General features: G+C 44.9%; 12 protein-coding genes. 8 read left to right on the forward strand and 4 right to left on the reverse strand.

Annotation, left to right across the window (positions count from 1 at the left end):
• Positions 1–73 precede the first annotated feature (73 nt).
• The 5 genes from ACXAER_RS13865 (at position 74) to ACXAER_RS13885 (ending at position 5131) form a co-directional block, all read left to right on the forward strand.
• Complete coding sequence (locus ACXAER_RS13865) at positions 74–1381, forward strand: ABC transporter substrate-binding protein (RefSeq protein WP_474830109.1); 1308 nt, start codon at positions 74–76, stop codon at positions 1379–1381.
• A 67-nt stretch (positions 1382–1448) separates the two neighbouring features.
• Positions 1449–2321 (forward strand): carbohydrate ABC transporter permease, encoded by an 873-nt coding sequence (locus ACXAER_RS13870; protein WP_071952603.1) that lies wholly within the window; start codon positions 1449–1451, stop codon positions 2319–2321.
• A gap of 3 nt (positions 2322–2324) precedes the next feature.
• Complete coding sequence (locus tag ACXAER_RS13875; protein WP_071959882.1) at positions 2325–3155, forward strand: carbohydrate ABC transporter permease; 831 nt, start codon at positions 2325–2327, stop codon at positions 3153–3155.
• 12 nt (positions 3156–3167) lie between these two features.
• Complete coding sequence (locus ACXAER_RS13880) at positions 3168–4208, forward strand: ABC transporter ATP-binding protein (RefSeq protein WP_474830111.1); 1041 nt, start codon at positions 3168–3170, stop codon at positions 4206–4208.
• A 227-nt stretch (positions 4209–4435) separates the two neighbouring features.
• The gene (locus tag ACXAER_RS13885; protein WP_474830113.1) at positions 4436–5131 is read left to right on the forward strand and encodes an HAD family hydrolase; all 696 of its coding nucleotides are present in this window, start codon (positions 4436–4438) and stop codon (positions 5129–5131) included.
• 275 nt (positions 5132–5406) lie between these two features.
• Here the strand turns inward: ACXAER_RS13885 and ACXAER_RS13890 are convergent, their stop codons facing one another.
• Together ACXAER_RS13890 and ACXAER_RS13895 are read right to left on the reverse strand one after the other, a co-directional pair.
• The gene (locus ACXAER_RS13890; RefSeq protein WP_474830115.1) at positions 5407–7647 is read right to left on the reverse strand and encodes an alginate lyase family protein; all 2241 of its coding nucleotides are present in this window, start codon (positions 7645–7647) and stop codon (positions 5407–5409) included.
• 287 nt (positions 7648–7934) lie between these two features.
• On the reverse strand, positions 7935–8867 hold the full coding sequence (locus ACXAER_RS13895; protein WP_474830117.1) for an AEC family transporter: 933 nt from the start codon (positions 8865–8867) through the stop codon (positions 7935–7937).
• 288 nt (positions 8868–9155) lie between these two features.
• On the opposite strand from ACXAER_RS13895, the gene ACXAER_RS13900 reads away from it, so the two are divergent.
• Together ACXAER_RS13900 and ACXAER_RS13905 are read left to right on the forward strand one after the other, a co-directional pair.
• Positions 9156–10910: a sensor domain-containing diguanylate cyclase gene (locus tag ACXAER_RS13900; RefSeq protein WP_474830119.1), complete on the forward strand. Its 1755-nt coding sequence runs from the start codon at positions 9156–9158 to the stop codon at positions 10908–10910.
• A 60-nt stretch (positions 10911–10970) separates the two neighbouring features.
• Positions 10971–12089 (forward strand): adenosylhomocysteinase, encoded by a 1119-nt coding sequence (locus ACXAER_RS13905; RefSeq protein WP_474830122.1) that lies wholly within the window; start codon positions 10971–10973, stop codon positions 12087–12089.
• Between the two features lie 21 nt (positions 12090–12110).
• Here ACXAER_RS13905 and ACXAER_RS13910 read toward each other — a convergent pair whose 3' ends face one another.
• On the reverse strand, positions 12111–13814 hold the full coding sequence (locus ACXAER_RS13910) for a protein adenylyltransferase SelO family protein (RefSeq protein ID WP_474830124.1): 1704 nt from the start codon (positions 13812–13814) through the stop codon (positions 12111–12113).
• Between the two features lie 113 nt (positions 13815–13927).
• Positions 13928–14485, reverse strand: coding sequence for a YceB family lipoprotein (locus tag ACXAER_RS13915; protein ID WP_474830126.1), 558 nt, complete (start codon positions 14483–14485; stop codon positions 13928–13930).
• A 242-nt stretch (positions 14486–14727) separates the two neighbouring features.
• Between ACXAER_RS13915 and ACXAER_RS13920 the strand changes: the two genes are divergently transcribed.
• A complete protein-coding gene (locus ACXAER_RS13920) occupies positions 14728–17883 on the forward strand; it encodes a WD40/YVTN/BNR-like repeat-containing protein (protein ID WP_474830128.1) in 3156 nt (1051 codons plus the stop codon).
• The last annotated feature ends 138 nt before the right edge of the window (positions 17884–18021 follow it).

An 18021-nucleotide genomic window follows, 5' to 3' on the forward strand; every position in this document is an offset into this window, starting at 1 on the left:
ATCCCCGCTTTAACCAAATTTGGGCGGGGAGGGGAAAGTCATATCTGATAAGAGTACAAAGGGGAGAGACCCGATGTTAAAAAAACTATCTTTAATTGTAGCCAGCGCACTAACCATTAATGCGGCGGCGCAAGCAGAAACTATCACTATCGCTACCGTTAACAATGGCGACATGATCACCATGAAGTCGCTTAGCAGCGAGTTTGAAAAGCAGCACCCTGATATCGACCTCAAATGGGTAACGTTAGAAGAAAACATTCTTCGTCAGCGCGTTACTACCGACGTTGCTACTAGCGGTGGGCAGTACGATGTAATGACAATTGGCACTTATGAAGTACCAATTTGGGGCAAGCAAGGCTGGCTTACCGAACTTAACGGGCTAGGTGACGATTACGATATTGACGACTTGTTACCTGCCATTCGCAGTGGCCTTTCCGTAAACGACAAGCTTTATGCTGCACCGTTTTATGGTGAAAGTTCAATGGTGATGTACCGCACTGACCTAATGGAAAAAGCGGGCTTAGAAATGCCGAAAGCACCTACATGGAGCTTTATCAAAGAAGCTGCTGCAGCAATGACCGATAAAGACGCCGGGGTATACGGCATTTGTCTTCGCGGTAAAGCTGGGTGGGGCGAAAACATTGCGCTATTAACGTCAATGTCTAACTCTTTTGGTGCTCGCTGGTTCGACGAAAATTGGAAGCCGCAGTTCGACTCTAAAGCGTGGAAAGACACCTTAGAGTACTACGTAGATGTGATGGAAAAATACGGTCCTCCAGGTTCTTCAGCCAATGGTTTTAACGAAAACTTAGCACTGTTCCAAACCGGTAAATGCGGCATGTGGATTGACGCTACAGTAGCGGGTGGCTTTGTTACTAATGAAAAAGACTCTGAAGTTGCCGACAAAGTAGGTTTCGCGCTTGCTCCTGATAACGGTCTAGGTAAACGTGGTAATTGGCTTTGGGCTTGGACTTTAGCTATTCCATCAAGCAGTAAGAAAACCGATGCGGCGATGAAGTTCATCAGCTGGGCAACATCAAAGGGCTATTCAAACTTAGTTGCAGATAAAAAAGGTTGGGCGAATGTCCCTCCGGGCACACGTACCTCATTGTATGAGAACGACGCTTATTTAGAAGCCGCGCCATTTGCACAAATTACCCTAGATTCGATTAATTCTGCAGACCCGAAAAACCCAACAGTAGAGCCTGTGCCCTACGTAGGTATTCAGTTTGTGGCAATTCCTGAGTTCCAAGGTATTGGTACCGCAGTAGGTCAGCAGTTTAGCGCCGCGTTAACCGGCCGAATGACGGTAGACCAAGCATTGCAAAGCTCACAGCGTTTAGTTGAACGCGCTATGCGCAAAGCGCGCTACCCAAAATAAACAGCGTTAACCACAGGGAAAGTGCTTTATTGCACTTTCCCATTTAATAATTATAAGAGGGCTAGTCATGGCGACCACACAATCTCGTACTTTAGCCAAAATCATGCTTTTTCCTTCGGTCTCTTTACTTTTAGCATGGATGATCGTGCCTTTATGCATGACCCTTTATTTCTCGGTATTAGACTATAACTTGCTGATGCCGGGCGATAACGAATTCATCGGCTTTCTCAACTACGAGTTCTTTTTAACTGACCCCGCATTCATCGAGTCATTTTTTAACACCTTGCTGCTAGTAGGCGGTGTCTTGTTTATCACCATTTGTGGAGGAATTGGCTTAGCGGTTCTATTAGACCAGGCAATATGGGGGCGAAACTACGTACGCATTATGGTACTTGCGCCATTTTTCGTTATGCCTACGGTATCGGCGCTGGTATGGAAAAACATGTTTATGAACCCAGTGAATGGTCTGTTTGCCCACTTTGCTGAGTTTATTGGCGTAACGCCTATCGACTTTTTTGCGGAACTGCCTTTACTGTCAATCATCATCATTGTGTCGTGGCAGTGGCTACCGTTTGCAGCACTGATTTTGCTTACGGCTATTCAATCGCTTGACCGCGAACAGCTAGAAGCGGCAGATCTTGATGGTGCAGGCCCGTGGAGCAAGTTCGTTTATATTGTATTGCCTCACCTATCTCGTGCGGTCACGGCAGTAATTCTGATTGAGACGATTTTCTTATTATCGATTTTCGCTGAAATTCTTGTGACGACTAGCGGTGGCCCTGGATATTCATCGACCAACATTACTTACCTTATTTATACCCAATCGCTTTTGCAGTTTGATGTAGGCGGTGGTTCGGCAGGCGGCATCGTGGCAGTGGTTATTGCCAACATAGTCGCTATTTTCCTAATGCGCCTTATTGGCAAGAACTTAGAGGGATAAGTAATGGCGATTAAAGATACGAATAAATCAAAACTTATCTACACCCTTGCGGCGTGGACAGTAAGCGGGATGATTTTCTTCCCCATTCTTTGGACCATTATTACTAGCTTCAAAACAGAGTCAGAGGCCATTTCTGCTTCGCCTAGTTTGTTTATGTTCGATTGGACCTTAGAGAACTATGCAGAGGTGCTTTCTCGCTCTCCTTATTTCGACCATTTTATGAACTCAGTTGTGATTTCGCTTGGGGCTAGCCTCCTTGGGTTGCTAATTGCTATTCCAGCAGCTTGGTCGATGGCGTTTGTGCAAACTAAGCGCACAAAGAACCTTCTTATGTGGATGCTCTCTACCAAGATGCTTCCACCGGTAGGCGTGTTAATTCCTATTTACCTGCTATTTCGCGATTTTGGATTATTAGATACGCGTATTGGTTTGGTCATTGTAATGACGCTTATTAACCTGCCTATCATGGTGTGGATGCTTTATACCTACTTTAGAGAAATCCCGAACGAAATCTTGGAAGCGGCACGTATGGATGGCGCAGGAATAAAGCAAGAGATCTTTCAGGTGCTGCTGCCGATAGCGCTGCCAGGCATTGCCTCAACATTACTACTAAACGTTATTTTGGCGTGGAATGAGGCATTTTGGACACTCATTCTTACCGCTGCTAACGCTGCGCCTTTAACCGCATTTATTGCCAGTTACTCAAGCCCAGAGGGATTATTTTACGCAAAATTATCAGCCGCCTCAGTCATGGCCGTAGTGCCCATTCTTATTCTTGGTTGGTTTAGTCAGAAACAGTTAGTGCGCGGCTTAAGCTTCGGCGCAGTTAAATAGGAGAGCTTCAAAATGGGAAGTATTACCTTAAAACAAGTAACAAAGACCTTCGGCGACGTTAACGTGATTAAGCCGCTGGATTTAGAAATTCGAGATGGTGAATTCATCGTGTTTGTTGGGCCGTCGGGTTGCGGCAAGTCAACGTTACTGCGTATGATTGCCGGCCTTGAAGATACCACAAGTGGTACTATCGAAATCGATAATCAAGACGCGACAGACATGCCACCCGCCCAGCGTGGTTTAGCAATGGTGTTTCAGTCTTACGCCCTTTACCCTCATATGTCGGTAAGAAACAACATAGCGTTTCCGCTAAAACAAGCGAAAGTAGAGCCTGCAATTATTGAACAGAAAATTGAAAAAGCGGCGAAAATGCTAAACCTTACTGATTACCTTGACCGAAAACCAGGTCAGCTTTCGGGCGGTCAGCGTCAGCGCGTTGCTATCGGACGTGCTATAGTACGCCAGCCTTCAGCATTTTTGTTTGATGAACCACTGTCGAACTTAGATGCATCACTTCGTGTGAACATGCGCCTTGAAATATCTGAGCTACATAAGAGTTTAGATACCACCATGATTTATGTTACCCACGACCAAGTTGAAGCCATGACAATGGCCGACCGTATTGCGGTATTTAATGGCGGTATTATCGAACAGGTAGGCACACCTTTGGAGCTTTACCAAAAGCCAGTAAATCAATTCGTGGCAGGCTTTATCGGTTCGCCAAAAATGAACTTTATAAGCGTTGATGCAAAAGCGGGCGACCCAACGTGCAGCTTGGGCGTGCGCCCAGAGCATTTTAGAATTACTGAAGAAAAAGGGCTGTGGACTGGTAGAGTTGGCGTGATTGAGCACTTAGGGTCTGAAACCTTTTTGCATGTTCATGTTGACGGTGTCGGTACATTAACAGTGAAAGCCGATGGTGATTGTAAAGTGGCCTATGGCGACATAATTAACTTAACGGCAGCGCAAGAGAAAATCATGCACTTCGACAAAGATGGCGTAACCATCCCCGAGTTGTCTTGGGGAGAAAAAACGTCGTCTTCTGCGGCTTAGTTGCATTGTTGACGCGTTGAACACAAGGTATCAATGAGCGCATAGCAAGTACACTATTAGGTTCTCAACATTAGTTAATAGTGTACTTCTTTGCCGTTAGGACATTAGCGCTCACCGGAAAGACAGAACATAGATAGCATGTTTTAAACCAAGATTTAGTCAGTAACCGTATGAAGGTATGGAAGGCATATCTGGCAAACAACGGGCAAAATAAGCAAGGAATTATTATGGAGCAGAAAAAGCCAACAGCACTTAACACCGATATCGAGTTGGTTATTTTCGACTGTGATGGCGTACTTATTGACAGTGAAATTTTGTGTAAACGCGTGCTTATTTCTATGCTTTACGACCTTGGCGTTAGAATAGATGGTGATTACTTTGATAGGCACTTTTTAGGCAAGAGTTATGAGTCTGCAAAAGCGCAGATAGCCGAAGACTTTAACATCAACCTACCCGTGGCGTTTAGGGATGATTATTTAACAGCGCTTCTGGCTGTGTTCGCGGAAGAGCTTACCCCAACACCTGGCTTAGAGGCTATTTTACAGCGTCTTTTGGTTAGAAAATGTATTGCGACGAGTAGTCATCCTGAACGAGTCACCTTTTCTTTAAAAACAACGGCATTAGACAGTATTTTTAATGGCGATGTAACCACAAGTACTGAAGTTACAAGAGGGAAACCTGCGCCTGATATTTTTCTGTTGGCGGCAGAAAAGATGGGCGTATTACCTGAAAAATGCCTAGTTATAGAAGACTCTGATGCAGGCATTAAGGGTGCGTTAAGTGCTGGAATGTCAGTAGTTAAATACACGGGCGCAAGTCACTTAGAAAGAGGGGAAAAAAGTGCATTTGAAGGCGTTCCGGTGATAGAGCACTGGCACGAGCTCCCTGATCTTTATCCAACGCTGTTTGAATCATCTAACTAAGCTCAATATTAATACCTCACAATATTGAAGATACTTCTTAAGCTTATTCCCACTCTTCCCTTGTCTCCCATTGCTCCACCCAAGCAGGTAGGGCTTGGGGGGGCATAGGGCGTGCTATGCCGAAACCCTGCGCGAGTTCACAACTTTTACTAGCAATGTATTTAATACCTTCGCCAATGACAGAAAATTAAGTGCTAAAACGAACAAAGCCTCTGGTGAGGCTTTGCTTTGCGTAACAACGCTATAAGAGTGACGTGCTTTTCACCTCTAAGCTTTTACATATAAAAATAAGGGCCAACCCAACTGTAGCTTTCACCGTTTATCTCAACTTTGTGTTTTGCGCTTTTATTATTATCGCTATTAGCAATGATTAATAGCTGTGTACCGCCTTTTACGTCGGTAATACGCACGCCTGTGTACGCGTCGTTTTCTAAAACCACCTCAAGGTTTTTGATACTACTTCTTGAGTTAATCGACGATTCACTTACTGGGCTGTATGAACCATGGGGTTCTACCACAGAAACAAACAAAGTGTCTTGGGTGTCATTTCGTCTAAGCGTAAAAGCTGCATCACGGCGCAAGTTGAAGTCTGGATCGTTTGCGCCAATGCGAGTCAAATACACCTCGTCTTTAGCCTTGGTAACCGTAGTCAGCGTGTAATACTTGCCATGCTGGAGCCATTGGAACTTGGTGTTGCCGTCACTTGCGTTACCTTTGCCCTCTACAAATAAATGTTGATAGCCATTTTCATCACCAAATGGTGATAACGTGGTAGGTGACTCGTGAGTAAAGCTCTTATCAATTATCTGACCCATGTAATAGAAGGGGAGGTCGTATTGATTTTTCTTGTCAGAATCAACGCGTAAAATGTCTAGTACAAACGGCTTTTCAAAGTTTTTGTCTTTGATAACGGCCATTGTGCGGTGCATTAACGTACCCGGGTAGGCATTTTCTTCTGTTGCACTAACCACTTTTACATTGTCATCTTCTGCGTTAAAAGTGAAAAGTTCTGAGTGATGTTGGCTGGCAATCTCGTACTTCCCATCAAAATGCTTTTTGCCATTTATTGATAGGGTATTATGCGCAATAGTTGTTTTAGCCCATGTGGTGTTTTCTTTTAGATAGTTACCACCGCCTTTTTGACCTATATTCACAAAGCGAGCTAGCCCATAATCTTGCAGGACTTCCTCACCTTTTTCATATAAAGAGAAAGACAACTTATCGTAGTGACCGTGACTTAAACCCTGAGCGGCATATTTAAAAACCAGGGTTAGGTCTTCATTACCATAACGCAAAATGCCTACACCCCCTTGGTCACCGTTAGGGCCATCACTTAAATTCACGGAGGACTTTACAAAAGGTACCGCTTTGCCATCTCGAATATCAATAGCAGCTTCAAGCCCCGACTCTTGTAGAAGTACTTGTCCTTGCTTCTCTACCACGCTCAGCAAGCGAGGATCTTTCTCTCCATAAAAATACGCGAGATCCACTGCGGTTACCAAAGAGGCTTTCTTGTAAGACATGCCCTTTTGGGCATCGTTTAGTGGGAAGAATTCGCCATCTGCGTCAGACAAATTAAGAAGCGCATCGATACCTTTTAACAACACATTGTCTTTGTGCTGTAGCACTTTTAAGTCTGGACGATTGTTTTCCATAGCCAGTGCAAGTATAAGGAAAGGATACATTGCATAGCGCTGATAGTAAGGGCCTTCGGTATAGTAGCCATCAGGAGAAAAAGGCTCTTCTAAGTTAGCGAAAAAGCCCTTGCGTTGACCTTCTACTTTAATTGTACCGCCATCGTTGTCTTTACCGCCCACTTCTAAGCCATCGTCTTCGATACCATAAAGCGCCCTTTGAATAAGCTCTTCATCGTTCATAACAAGGCCAATCATGCCAACGGCAGCAATGCCCCAGGTACTGTGGTTATGTACGCGGTTAAAAAATTGAGGGTTTTCTAATGAAATGAAATCGGCAAACGGACGGAATAAATTGTCCTCCAGTGTTTTGCGTTCATCTACAGATAAGTAGTCGTAAATAGCATCATAAGCTTGGCTCATGTAAACCAGCCAATTGCTGTCGTTTAGGCATTGCCAGAATAATTTACCCCGCGAATATGAGCGCTCTTGCGGGTGCAGAGGTAAGTCTTTGTACATGGCTTCATACTGAAACAACATGTCACGAATGTATTTGGCGTACTTTTCATCTTCTAACACTTGATAGAGTACGCCTGCTTTTTGCGCAATGAAGAAGTTTTGTTTATGGCGCTGGTGGGTGTAACCACCGGAGAAATCCTTAGGAATGGGCGTATCAATACCCATTGCAATTTCGGCGTCTACTTCTTTCTTAACGATTGCCAAGCTTTTATCAAATAGAGGAACTTCACCCAAGTTGTCTCTCATTCTTTCTACGCCAGGCTCGGTAAGAATAAGGTTAGGGTGACCTTTTGCTTCACTAGCAAAAGACGATAGGCTGATACCAACAGCTAGCATGGTAAGGCTAAATTTCTTGATGTTCATTGTATTTATTTCCTTGTTATCAAATAGCCATTGATGAAAACAGGTAACAACGGATGTAGGGTAAAAATGTTGTTATTTAAAAATGACAATTTGTAATAAACACAATAACAGAATAGAAGATGTGATGGATAGGCCAATTTTAACCTTTGGTAAAAAATAAAGTTTAAATTGGTAATGCCAGTTGGCTGGGTATTACTATGCTGTGAGAGCTTTTTTTAATCAAGTGGAACGCTGTGAACGAGAAAATTGCGAAATAGCTCTATGCAAATAGGAGTAACCTTGATGCCTTACACAAGGTGCAATTTGCTTAGTATTCCAAAAGCCAGAGCAGTAATAGGTAAAGACGCTAATGTGCTGACTGCGATAATACTTGCTGCTAAGCGATAGTCACCTCCTAAATTTCTCACCATGACATAGCTTGCTGCAGCGGTTGGTGAGATGGCTAATAAAAGAACAATACCCAGCTCCATCCCTTTAAAACCAAAAGCATAGGCAAGGGCAACCAATACAAAGGGGTAAACCACACATTTGCTGGTTGTGCTAAGCACGATATTAAACCAGTCACTGGAGAAAGAGCGGAACTGTAAGGACGCTCCGGTGCATATAAGTGCAAGTGGCAAGGTAAGTTGAGCGAAATACTCCCCTGTTTTCACCACGGTATCTGGAAGCTGCCATTCGAAGTATGAAAAAGGCAGGGCTGCGGCAATCGATAAGATCAACGGGTTTTTCGCCATGCCGGTAACTTGGCCCATTAATGAGCGTGACGTACCTTGGTAAAAGTTAAGAACAAATACAGACAGCACGTTAAACAATATGGTGATACAGCCCATATAGACCGAGGCTACAGCAAGCCCTTCTTGCCCATAGGTATTGGCACAGTAAGCTAAGCCGATAATGCCCATGTTGGCTCTAAAGCCGCCTTGAACTACCACTCCTCTAGCTTTATATGGCTGAACGGTAAAGTGAGCGCAAATCATTAAGGCGAGGAATACCGCAAAGGTTCCTGTAATTCCTACCATGACAAGGGTGGGGTTAGCGGCTTTAGAAAAGTCTGCTCGCGCTATCGATAAAAATAACAAGGCAGGGAGTGCCACGTTAAACACCAGTTTTGAGCCTGCTTCAATAAATCCCTCATTTAGCCATTTAATTCGGAAAAATAGCCACCCCATGAATAAAAGAATAAGAACGGGAATGAGCGTGCTGGTAATAAAGCTAAGCATAAAAAGAAAGAGACCTTTATATCTATTAAGAAGAGCGAGCGAAGCTGAGCTGATTGCAAGTGCTCAAGGCATAGTATGCCAAGGTTTTTCATGTGCGCATAAGACAAATTTCAAATCTGCTATAAGACAAAAGATTAGATGCGGCTATTAGTGACTTAAATCTATTCACAAACCATTTAAATAAGCGTAACTTAATATCTTACTGGCTGGCGTTGGTTGTTATTGAGATTGAGGTACGGCCTGCATTTAAATTTTTAGAACAAATAAAAGAGAATAAAGAATAGAAATATGAATGGTTTTCTTTTCTTCGTCAGTTTAATTCTCATCGTTAGCTTGTCGATAGGGCCCGCTTTTGGTGTCTCTAAAAATACAGCGCCTGCACCAACAATGTTACTGGTTAACAAACATTTACAAATTTTTGAGGAAGACGGGAGTATCCTTACTGCAGAGGATGTCGTCGATAAATATCAACAAAACACACTGAGCGCTAACGGTAGCGGCAAAGTAAGCTGGGGTTTTACTGATAAAACAATATGGGCTGTACTCCCTACCGAGCCCTATGCCTATGAACTTAACATTTCAAATAATGAAGTAGAAAATGCACCAGATAGTGCATTTATCCCCCTAAAAATCAAAATTGATAATGCATGGCTTGATCAGATTGACGTGTTCTTTTTCGAAGGTGGTCAAAGAAAGCTTCACATAAGTCTTGGTGATGACAACGTCCATAGCAGTCGAGCTGAAAACACCAGAATGCCCTCTACGTTTTACCGTCTCACAACGCCCGAAACTTTAGTTGTGTTCCGGTTTGCGTCTGAAGACCCCATGACAATTCCTATTTACCTAGGTACGCCAAGGGATGCACAAAGCCAATCTACCGAAAATGCCTATTTTTATGGCGCGTTATACGGTTCACTTATTATTTTACTCGTTTATAACCTGGTTCTATATTCCTATCTAAAAGAACGCAGATACCTGCTTTATTCATTATATCTACTGTCGTTTTTGGTATTTAATTTCACATATACAGGGCATGGCTTTTGGTTGTTATGGTCAGAATCTGTGTTCCTTCAGCAATGGCTAATGCCCACACTGATGTTTTTCTATCTATTTAGTGCGGTAAGGTTCACCATCGAATTTTTAGATACCCAGCTTTACTTACCGAAGCTCTATCGTTTTAGAAAGTATATCTACGGCGTTCTGCTTATGTTAGCCGTGATAATTATCGCCGTTGGCAGTCGCTCATTTGCCGTGATGTCGCAGCTTGTTGTATTGACAACGATAGCGTTTTGGATGCTGTGCATCGGCATTTTTGCCTATAGGAATGGTGATGCGTTAGCCAAGTTTTTCTTGCCCGCTATTTTGTGTGGAACGGGGGGGGCGACCGTTTCAAGCCTAGCGACATGGGGGCTTATTCCCTACTCCAAATGGGCGTTTAGAGGCATTGAGATAGGCATGGTGCTGGAAATGTCACTGTTATCTATTTCGTTAGCATTCAATTACAAGCAAGTGCAAGAAGCTCGAAAAAATGCAGAGCGGGATGCGCGACTGGACCCGTTGACGTTACTCTATAATCGCCGTGCTTTTGAAGATCTCGTTTATCCAATTTGGGAACTGGGAAAGCGCAGCAATAAATTTATGTCGGTAATGCTTATCGACCTAGACTGGTTCAAGAGAGTTAACGATACCTTCGGGCACGACGTGGGAGATAAAGTACTCCAAAAGGTAGCAGAAGAGATTAAGGGGCAAGTGCGCGGCTCAGATATTACCTTTCGCTGGGGGGGCGAAGAGTTTTTGGTATTTTTGCCCTACACTCGCACCGAATACGCCAAACAAATTGCTGAAAACTTACGTGTTCACCTATCAATGCATGATATCAATAAACTGGTTAGAATCACGGTGAGTATTGGCGTAGCGGGCTCTTCTCCAGGAGATGCAGACGTTATGATGCTCATTAAAGAGGCCGACCAAGCGCTCTACTTAGCCAAATCTAGGGGAAGAAATAGGGTGGTGTTGTGGAATGAGGCTGAAATCGAACGCTAATTTGTAAATCCACGTTTCTCACGTATTATTCTGTTTTCGTTTCTTCAGAGTATGCTTTTCATGTACCAAGATTTTCAAGCAGAGTTGGCGTGGGCCAGCCTGCATATGCCACGCACTCGCAAAGCCATTGCATCACTTCCTGACCTGTCTAATGTTAAGCTTGCCTGCAACATGCATTTAGATTTAAAAATGGCACCGTTGGTAGAGGGGCTGCTTTCTCGTGGTTGCGACATTTTTCTTACCACGTGCAATCCTACTACAGTGCAAGATGACGTGGTGTCATATCTTGTAGATAGAGGCGCAACAGCCCATGCGTGGCGAGATATGAGCGACGCTGACTGGTCTGAGTCATTCGACAAAGCGCTGGCGTGGCAGCCTACCCATTTGTGTGAAATGGGCGCGGACCTCACAACTCGACTGCATGAAAATATCAAAGCCAATAAACCAGTACCAGGCATCGTTTCGGGCTTGGAGGCAACGGGCTCTGGTATTAATCGCTTAAACGGAATGGCGCCAAACTATCCTATTTTTAACTGGGATGACTTGCCAGTAAAAGAAGGGCTTCACAACAGGCACATGGTGGGTTTAAGTGCATGGCAAACCTTCTTCCAAACCACCCATTTAACCCTGCACGAAAAAGTTGTGGTTGTTATTGGTTATGGTTTAGTGGGGCAGGGCGTGGCCGCGTCGGCAAAAGCGTTTGGCGCACAGGTTCAAGTTGCAGAACTTGAACCAGCAAGAGCACTTCAGGCGAAATACGACGGCTGGCCAGTGGTTGATTTAAACGAAGCCGCTAGCCAAGCTGACGTTATTGCCACTGCAACTGGTGCCTATGGCGTAGTGAACTCAAAACATTTAGACAGCATGAAAGACGGGGCATTTATTCTAAATGTAGGCCATGTAGCCCAAGAAATTGATGTACCGTATCTTAAAAATAATTCTACACACAGTGAGCCAATGCCTTATGTAAATGCTTATAAACTGGGCGATAAAACACTGTATCTTTTGGCTGATGGCTCTATGTTTAATTTAACCGCGGGCTATGGAGACAGCATTAATGCGTTTGACGTGACGTTAGCGGTTATGGCTGCGGGCATTGGCTATATTGTGAATGAAGGTGCAACAAGCGAGAAAGGTTTGTACTTACTTCCAGAAGCTGCATGGAAAAGTGCGCTATAGCTAAACTGAAGCTGCTCTTTGTTACGAAGAGCAGCTGTAGTGCGCGACTCCGCCAGTACTGAAAAATTCAAGTGGGCGCAGTTGATAATACTTATTCTCTACCTCTTCTGTCTGCTCATCATAAGGCGCGGTAAGTATATTCTTTAGTTCGTGAATTTGGGTAAAGTCACCTTTCTCTGCGGCTTTGTAGGCAGGCACAATAAGCCATTCACGCCATGTGAATTTAGGGTTAGCTTGGCGCATGTTCTCTGCGGTAGCAGCAATAGCGTTTGCTGCATCAACTTGTGCTTCAGCGTCCTTTTCAATACGCTCACGCCATGTTTGTAACCAGGCTTCCCATTCTGTAATGACCTCTGCTTTAGGCGGGTAGTAAAAGCTCTTCGTCAAACTCGCCATATCTTCAGGTATCGATGATAGCTCTCTGAAAAACATATTGTAGTCAACGCCAGTGCGAAGCATTAATTTCAGCAGCTTGATAAGCAAGTCGTGGTCGTAGCTGGCAGTGCCCATCTTTGTCGCCCACATGCCCTCCATGGCGCGTTCCATAACGTCAGAAAAACTGTCGTTAATATCGTTAAGCTTAGCGAGTTGTTCACTGTTGCCTTCAAGTAACGTCATCAGTGAGCGACAGAACATATCAAAGTTTTTCTGTGCAGCAATGGGCTGGTTTAAAAACGAGAAGTGACGACCGCCACCTGTCCAAGGTTGGTAGTCTGCTTCAAAAAACTCACAAAAGCCGAATGGCCCGTAATCCAGCGTAAAGCCGCCGGCGGCGCAGTTATCGTTATTAAAATTGCCTTGGCAATAACCTACGCGAACCCAATTAGAAACGAGACGAGTTAACCGGCCTCTAAAAAGCTTAGCTAATGTTACCACTTGCTCTTCAAATGGTGCTGCTGCGTCTATTTCACTTGCGTACTCTCGCTCAATAAGGTGTTTAACAATGGCTTCTAGCTCGTTTAATGCTTCGCTGTGTTCGTTACAGCGTGCGCGCCTAGCGAAAAGCTCTATTTGTCCTACGCGCAAAAACGATGGGGCGACGCGGGTGGATATCGCCGTTATATTTTCTACCATCACTTCAGGCTCATAGGAATGAGAGCCTTCGCGATACCAAGGCCTGTCTACGGTGTCAGATTCAGACATAAACAAGCTAAGTGAGCGTGATGTTGGGATGCCAAGCGCATGCATGTGCTCTTGCACTAAAAATTCGCGCACGCTAGAGCGCAATACCGCTCGACCATCTGCGCCGCGACAATAAGGCGTGCGCCCCGCGCCTTTTAACTGCATTTCCCAACGCTTGCCGTTTAATACTGCTTCAACGATAGAGATTGCTCTGCCGTCACCGTAGCCGTTGCCCGTTCTAAACGGGCATTGCTGCGTGTATTCAGTACCATAAATTGAAAGCGCATAGCCGGTTGCCCAGCCGAAAGGCTGCATAGGTTCGGGCACTGATGACATGTCGCCCGAAAACAGCTGGGTGAAATCTTTAGATGTTGCCAGACTGTCGTCTAAGCCCATTTCAGCAAATAGCGTTTCGCTGTGAGCAATGTATTTGGGTGAACGCAATGGGGTCGGAGTAACCGGCACATAGTGACCTGAGAAGACTTGGCGCGGATCATGGTCGTCACCATCGCACGTCGACTGCGGGTCTGGGGTAAGGGTATTCAGCAAAGAGTAATCTACGTGCTTTGCGAATTCATCTAGTGTTTTGATACGTTCTGTCACTATGCCTGCCTATTTCACTGAATGGGAAAATCTGTTTGCGAGCATCGAGGCTCAGGTTACTTTAGTACCTTTAACCACAAATAATCTCGACACTGCTTACGTTTTTTCAATGATTATTGTTTAGGTCGAAGTGCAAGCTGCCCTTGCTCTACAGTTAGCTGTAAAGGTACCGTTGAAAGCATGCTTACTGCTTTGTTCGTCGGGTCTAAGCGATAAACCGGGTTCGATGCTAAATAACCGTTGATAAGCTGCATAAATTCGCCACTTACAGGGGCTAAATTACCCTTAAAGCCGCCAGCATCAATTGTGCTATCAAGTAGAGATAATGAGCGCACAAAAATCGCTTTTTCTTCACTGTCGTAATAAGGCGTGCCTTCTAAAGCAAGACTCACTTTTGCAGGGTAGTTCAATCCAAATGCACTAATACGCGCCGTGGCAATAGCGCCTAGCTGAACCACGTCTCTGCCATCTGGGCCTATGGTTGCTGTCATATCTTCCACATCTAGATAAAGCGGAATGCCAGCAAGTGAGGTCTTCTTTTGTAGCTTACTCACTTGGCTATCGAGTACTTGCTCTAATTCGGCGTTAGAAACCGTGTAAACCGCTAACTGAGAAAGGGATGCACAGCCAGCAAGCGTAATAGCGAAAGCTATAGAAAGTAGAAATCTCATAAAAAAAGTCTCTTTAGTAATTAGGTGTCGAATTACACAGCGTGAGCTACTAATGCTATCGCTGTAACAACAGAATGCATTCATTGTAAGGGCTGAGGCAACAGATGAACAACGAAATCGTTAAAGTACTACTGCGAAATGCATACGAGCATCATTAACAAAAACTTTTGCCATAACGCCTTCAACAAAGCAGTATAAGAAGTTCTTCTTTTTAAAAATAAAAACACGACAAGGCACTATCTATGGTTTCACAGAGACTGGTTTCTCGGAAAATGGTGGCCGCTTTTGCTATTTGCGTAAGCGCACTTTCTAGTTTCTCGCATTCTGCATTCGCACTTGAAGATACGGTTAACCCCGAACTTTTCGATAAAATGGAGTATCGCTTTATTGGGCCTTATCGCGGTGGGCGCTCTGTGGCGGTTACTGGGGTTGAAGGTAATACCAATCTTTATTTTATGGGCACCGCAGGTGGCGGTGTTTGGAAAACCGAAAACGCGGGTTTATCCTGGAAAGCCATATCCGATAAAACATTTAAGGTAGGCAGCATAGGTTCTATCGCCGTTGCGCCTTCAGATCCAAACGTTATTTATGTAGGTACGGGTGAAGGCCCTATTCGAGGGGTAACTACCAGTCACGGAAAAGGTGTTTATAAATCTACAGACGGCGGTGAAACCTGGAAGCTGGTGGGTTTAGATAAACGCGGTCAAATCCCCAAAATTCGCATACACCCCACTAACCCTGATATAGCTTGGGCAGCGGTACAAGGTAATATTTGGGGGTCTAATGAAGAACGCGGTATATTCAAAACGATAGACGGCGGCGAAACATGGCAGCATGTATTGAAAGTTAATGCTGATACGGGCGCTGCCGACTTAGCTATCGACCCTACTAACCCGAGAATTCTCTATGCCAGCATGTGGCATCACGGCAGAACGCCTTGGTTTATTAAATCGGGCGGTGAGGGCGGTGGCCTTTATAAGTCAACAGATGGCGGCGAAAGCTGGGACAAGCTAGAAAAAGGCCTGCCTAAGCTTATCGGTAAAGTAGGTGTGGATATTGCCGCATCTAACCCGAAGCGCCTTTATGCCATTATCGAGGCTGATGAAGGCGGCCTTTATCGCAGTGACGATGCGGGTAAGTCTTGGTCGTTAATGAACGGCGATAATATTCTTAAAGCCCGCGCGTGGTACTACAACCACATCAAGGTAGACCCTAACGACGAAAATACCCTTTATGTGATGAATGTGCAGCTGCATAAATCCATTGATGGCGGTAAAACCTTCGAAATTAAATCTTTGCCCCACGGTGATACCCACGATATGTGGATAAACCCGGAAAACAGCTTAAATATGATTAACGCTAACGACGGTGGTGCAACCGTTACCTTCGACGGCGGTGAATCTTGGTCAAGCATTTACAATCAGCCAACGGCGCAGTTTTACCGCGTTATTACTGACAACTTAAATCCTTACTACGTTTATGGCGGGCAGCAAGATAACACTACCATGGCAACCCCGTCTGAAACCTGGGGTGACGGTGTAGGAATTGAAGATCAATTTGCCGTGGGCGGTGGTGAAAGTGCGCATATTGCCTTTAACCCTGACGATCCAACACTGATTTACGCCACTACCATCAATGGAACGTTAACCGAATACAACCGCGATACTGGGCTAACGCGGCCCATTATGCCTTACCCTGAATATGTGTTTGGCAGAAACGCACGGGATCAAAAGTACCGCACCAACTGGAATGCCCCAGTAATAGTGTCAAAACACGATCCTGACACCGTATACTATGGCACGCAGATGATCTTAAAAACGACCGACCGAGGTGTGAACTGGCAAGAAATTAGCCCAGACTTGACCCGTAACGAGCCTGAAAAGCAAGGCTTGAACGGTGGACCCATTACCAATGAGCAAGCTGGGGCTGAATACTACAATACGGTTTTCTATATTGCCGAATCAGCAGTTAACAAAGGCGAACTTTGGGTGGGAGCCGATGACGGTAAGCTGCATATAACCCGTGATGAGGGCAAAAACTGGAAAGATATCACCCCTCACAAAAAAGAAGCGCAGGTCAATGCCATAGAACTTAGCCCTCACGCACAAGGCAGAGCTTACGTTGCGGTAGCAGGCTATAAATTAAATGATTACACGCCTTACATTTATAAAACCGACAACTACGGCAAGCGCTGGAAGCGTATTGACGAAGGCCTACCAGAGGACGCCTTTGTTCGCGTAGTGCGTGAAGATACAGAGCGCGAAGGTATGCTGTTCGCGGGTACAGAAAGCGGTATGTTTATTAGTTTCGACGACGGTAAACACTGGCAAGAATTAGACTTAAACCTTCCGCCTGTGGCGATTACCGATATGCAGGTTAAAGGTGATGATTTGGTCATTGCAACCCAAGGGCGAGGCTTTTGGATATTAGACGACATGAGCCCGCTACGTGAAGTGCACAAGTCGCTAGATGGCGAAGCGCTATTTCAGTTTGAACCCGTAGATGGCATTCGCTTGCTATCTGGCGGTGGCATGACTGACCAGCCTCAAGCGAAAAACCCGTCACGTGGTGCTACCTTCCGTTATTACCTGAAAGACGTATTAGAAGAAGAGCAAACGCTGCGTATCGATATATTTAATGCCGATAACGAGCTGGTTCGCACACTGTCATCGGCACCTAGTGCATTTGAAAAATGCGCAAAGGGTAATGAAGACGTTCGTAGCCCCATCAAATTTAAACACCCAGCAGCAAAAGCGGGTTACAACGAATTTGTATGGGATCTTCGACGTGAGCCGTTGAACTGCATCGAGAATGTAAAGCTGTTTGGTGGTTGGAAAGGCGCCCGTGTTATGCCTGGAGACTACAAAGCGAAAATCACTGTCGGTGAACAGGCACAAACTCGCGCGTTTAAAGTACTTCCAGACCCAAGAGAAGAAGCAGATAAAGCGCAACTGCAAGTGGTTGAAAAGAGCATTCAGGCTACAGAAACCTTACTGAATGATTTGTTTGCTCACCTGCAAAAAGCCCGTGATGTGCGAGCACAATTAAACGGTGTGTCTGAAGATAACGTAATGCTGGCAAGCGATGTGTCGGCTTCAATCGAGCGCATTGTTAGTGCAATCGACGACTGGGAAGCGTTGGTTATTCAGCCCAAACATCAAACCTTTGAAGACGACATTAACTGGCCGAATATGCTCGACAGACAAGTACGTTTCTTGATGGATAACTTCGACAGAACGGGCGCGCCTGCACAAGCTGGTGCACTAAAACGGTTGAAAGACTTAGAGTCAAAGTGGCAGCAGTACAAAGTGCAGCTAGAAACCTTGTTTGGTGAAGAAGTGAAGCCATTGAACGAAAAGCTCTCAAAGCAAGGCGCGTTTGATTTAGAGAGTTTGTAGCAAGGAAAACAAGCCTTACATTTGTTGGAATTATAAAATTGAAAAGCCGGAAGCGTGAAAACGCTTCCGGCTTTTATTTTCAGTTTTAAACGTGCCTCTTGCGCAGTTTAAAAGAAATTACTGAAACACAGGCTTTCG

The organism is Alteromonas sp. AWJ4_199, assembly GCF_056159165.1.

Bases quoted from the DNA above. Each gene is read 5' to 3' on its own strand.
- ACXAER_RS13865 (WP_474830109.1), top strand. From the start codon at position 74: ATGTTAAAAAAACTATCTTTAATTGTAGCCAGCGCACTAACCATTAAT.
- ACXAER_RS13870 (WP_071952603.1), top strand. From the start codon at position 1,449: ATGGCGACCACACAATCTCGTACTTTAGCCAAAATCATGCTTTTTCCT.
- ACXAER_RS13875 (WP_071959882.1), top strand. From the start codon at position 2,325: ATGGCGATTAAAGATACGAATAAATCAAAACTTATCTACACCCTTGCG.
- ACXAER_RS13880 (WP_474830111.1), top strand. From the start codon at position 3,168: ATGGGAAGTATTACCTTAAAACAAGTAACAAAGACCTTCGGCGACGTT.
- ACXAER_RS13885 (WP_474830113.1), top strand. From the start codon at position 4,436: ATGGAGCAGAAAAAGCCAACAGCACTTAACACCGATATCGAGTTGGTT.
- ACXAER_RS13890 (WP_474830115.1), bottom strand. From the start codon at position 7,647: ATGAACATCAAGAAATTTAGCCTTACCATGCTAGCTGTTGGTATCAGC.
- ACXAER_RS13895 (WP_474830117.1), bottom strand. From the start codon at position 8,867: ATGCTTAGCTTTATTACCAGCACGCTCATTCCCGTTCTTATTCTTTTA.
- ACXAER_RS13900 (WP_474830119.1), top strand. From the start codon at position 9,156: ATGAATGGTTTTCTTTTCTTCGTCAGTTTAATTCTCATCGTTAGCTTG.
- ACXAER_RS13905 (WP_474830122.1), top strand. From the start codon at position 10,971: ATGTACCAAGATTTTCAAGCAGAGTTGGCGTGGGCCAGCCTGCATATG.
- ACXAER_RS13915 (WP_474830126.1), bottom strand. From the start codon at position 14,485: ATGAGATTTCTACTTTCTATAGCTTTCGCTATTACGCTTGCTGGCTGT.
- ACXAER_RS13920 (WP_474830128.1), top strand. From the start codon at position 14,728: ATGGTTTCACAGAGACTGGTTTCTCGGAAAATGGTGGCCGCTTTTGCT.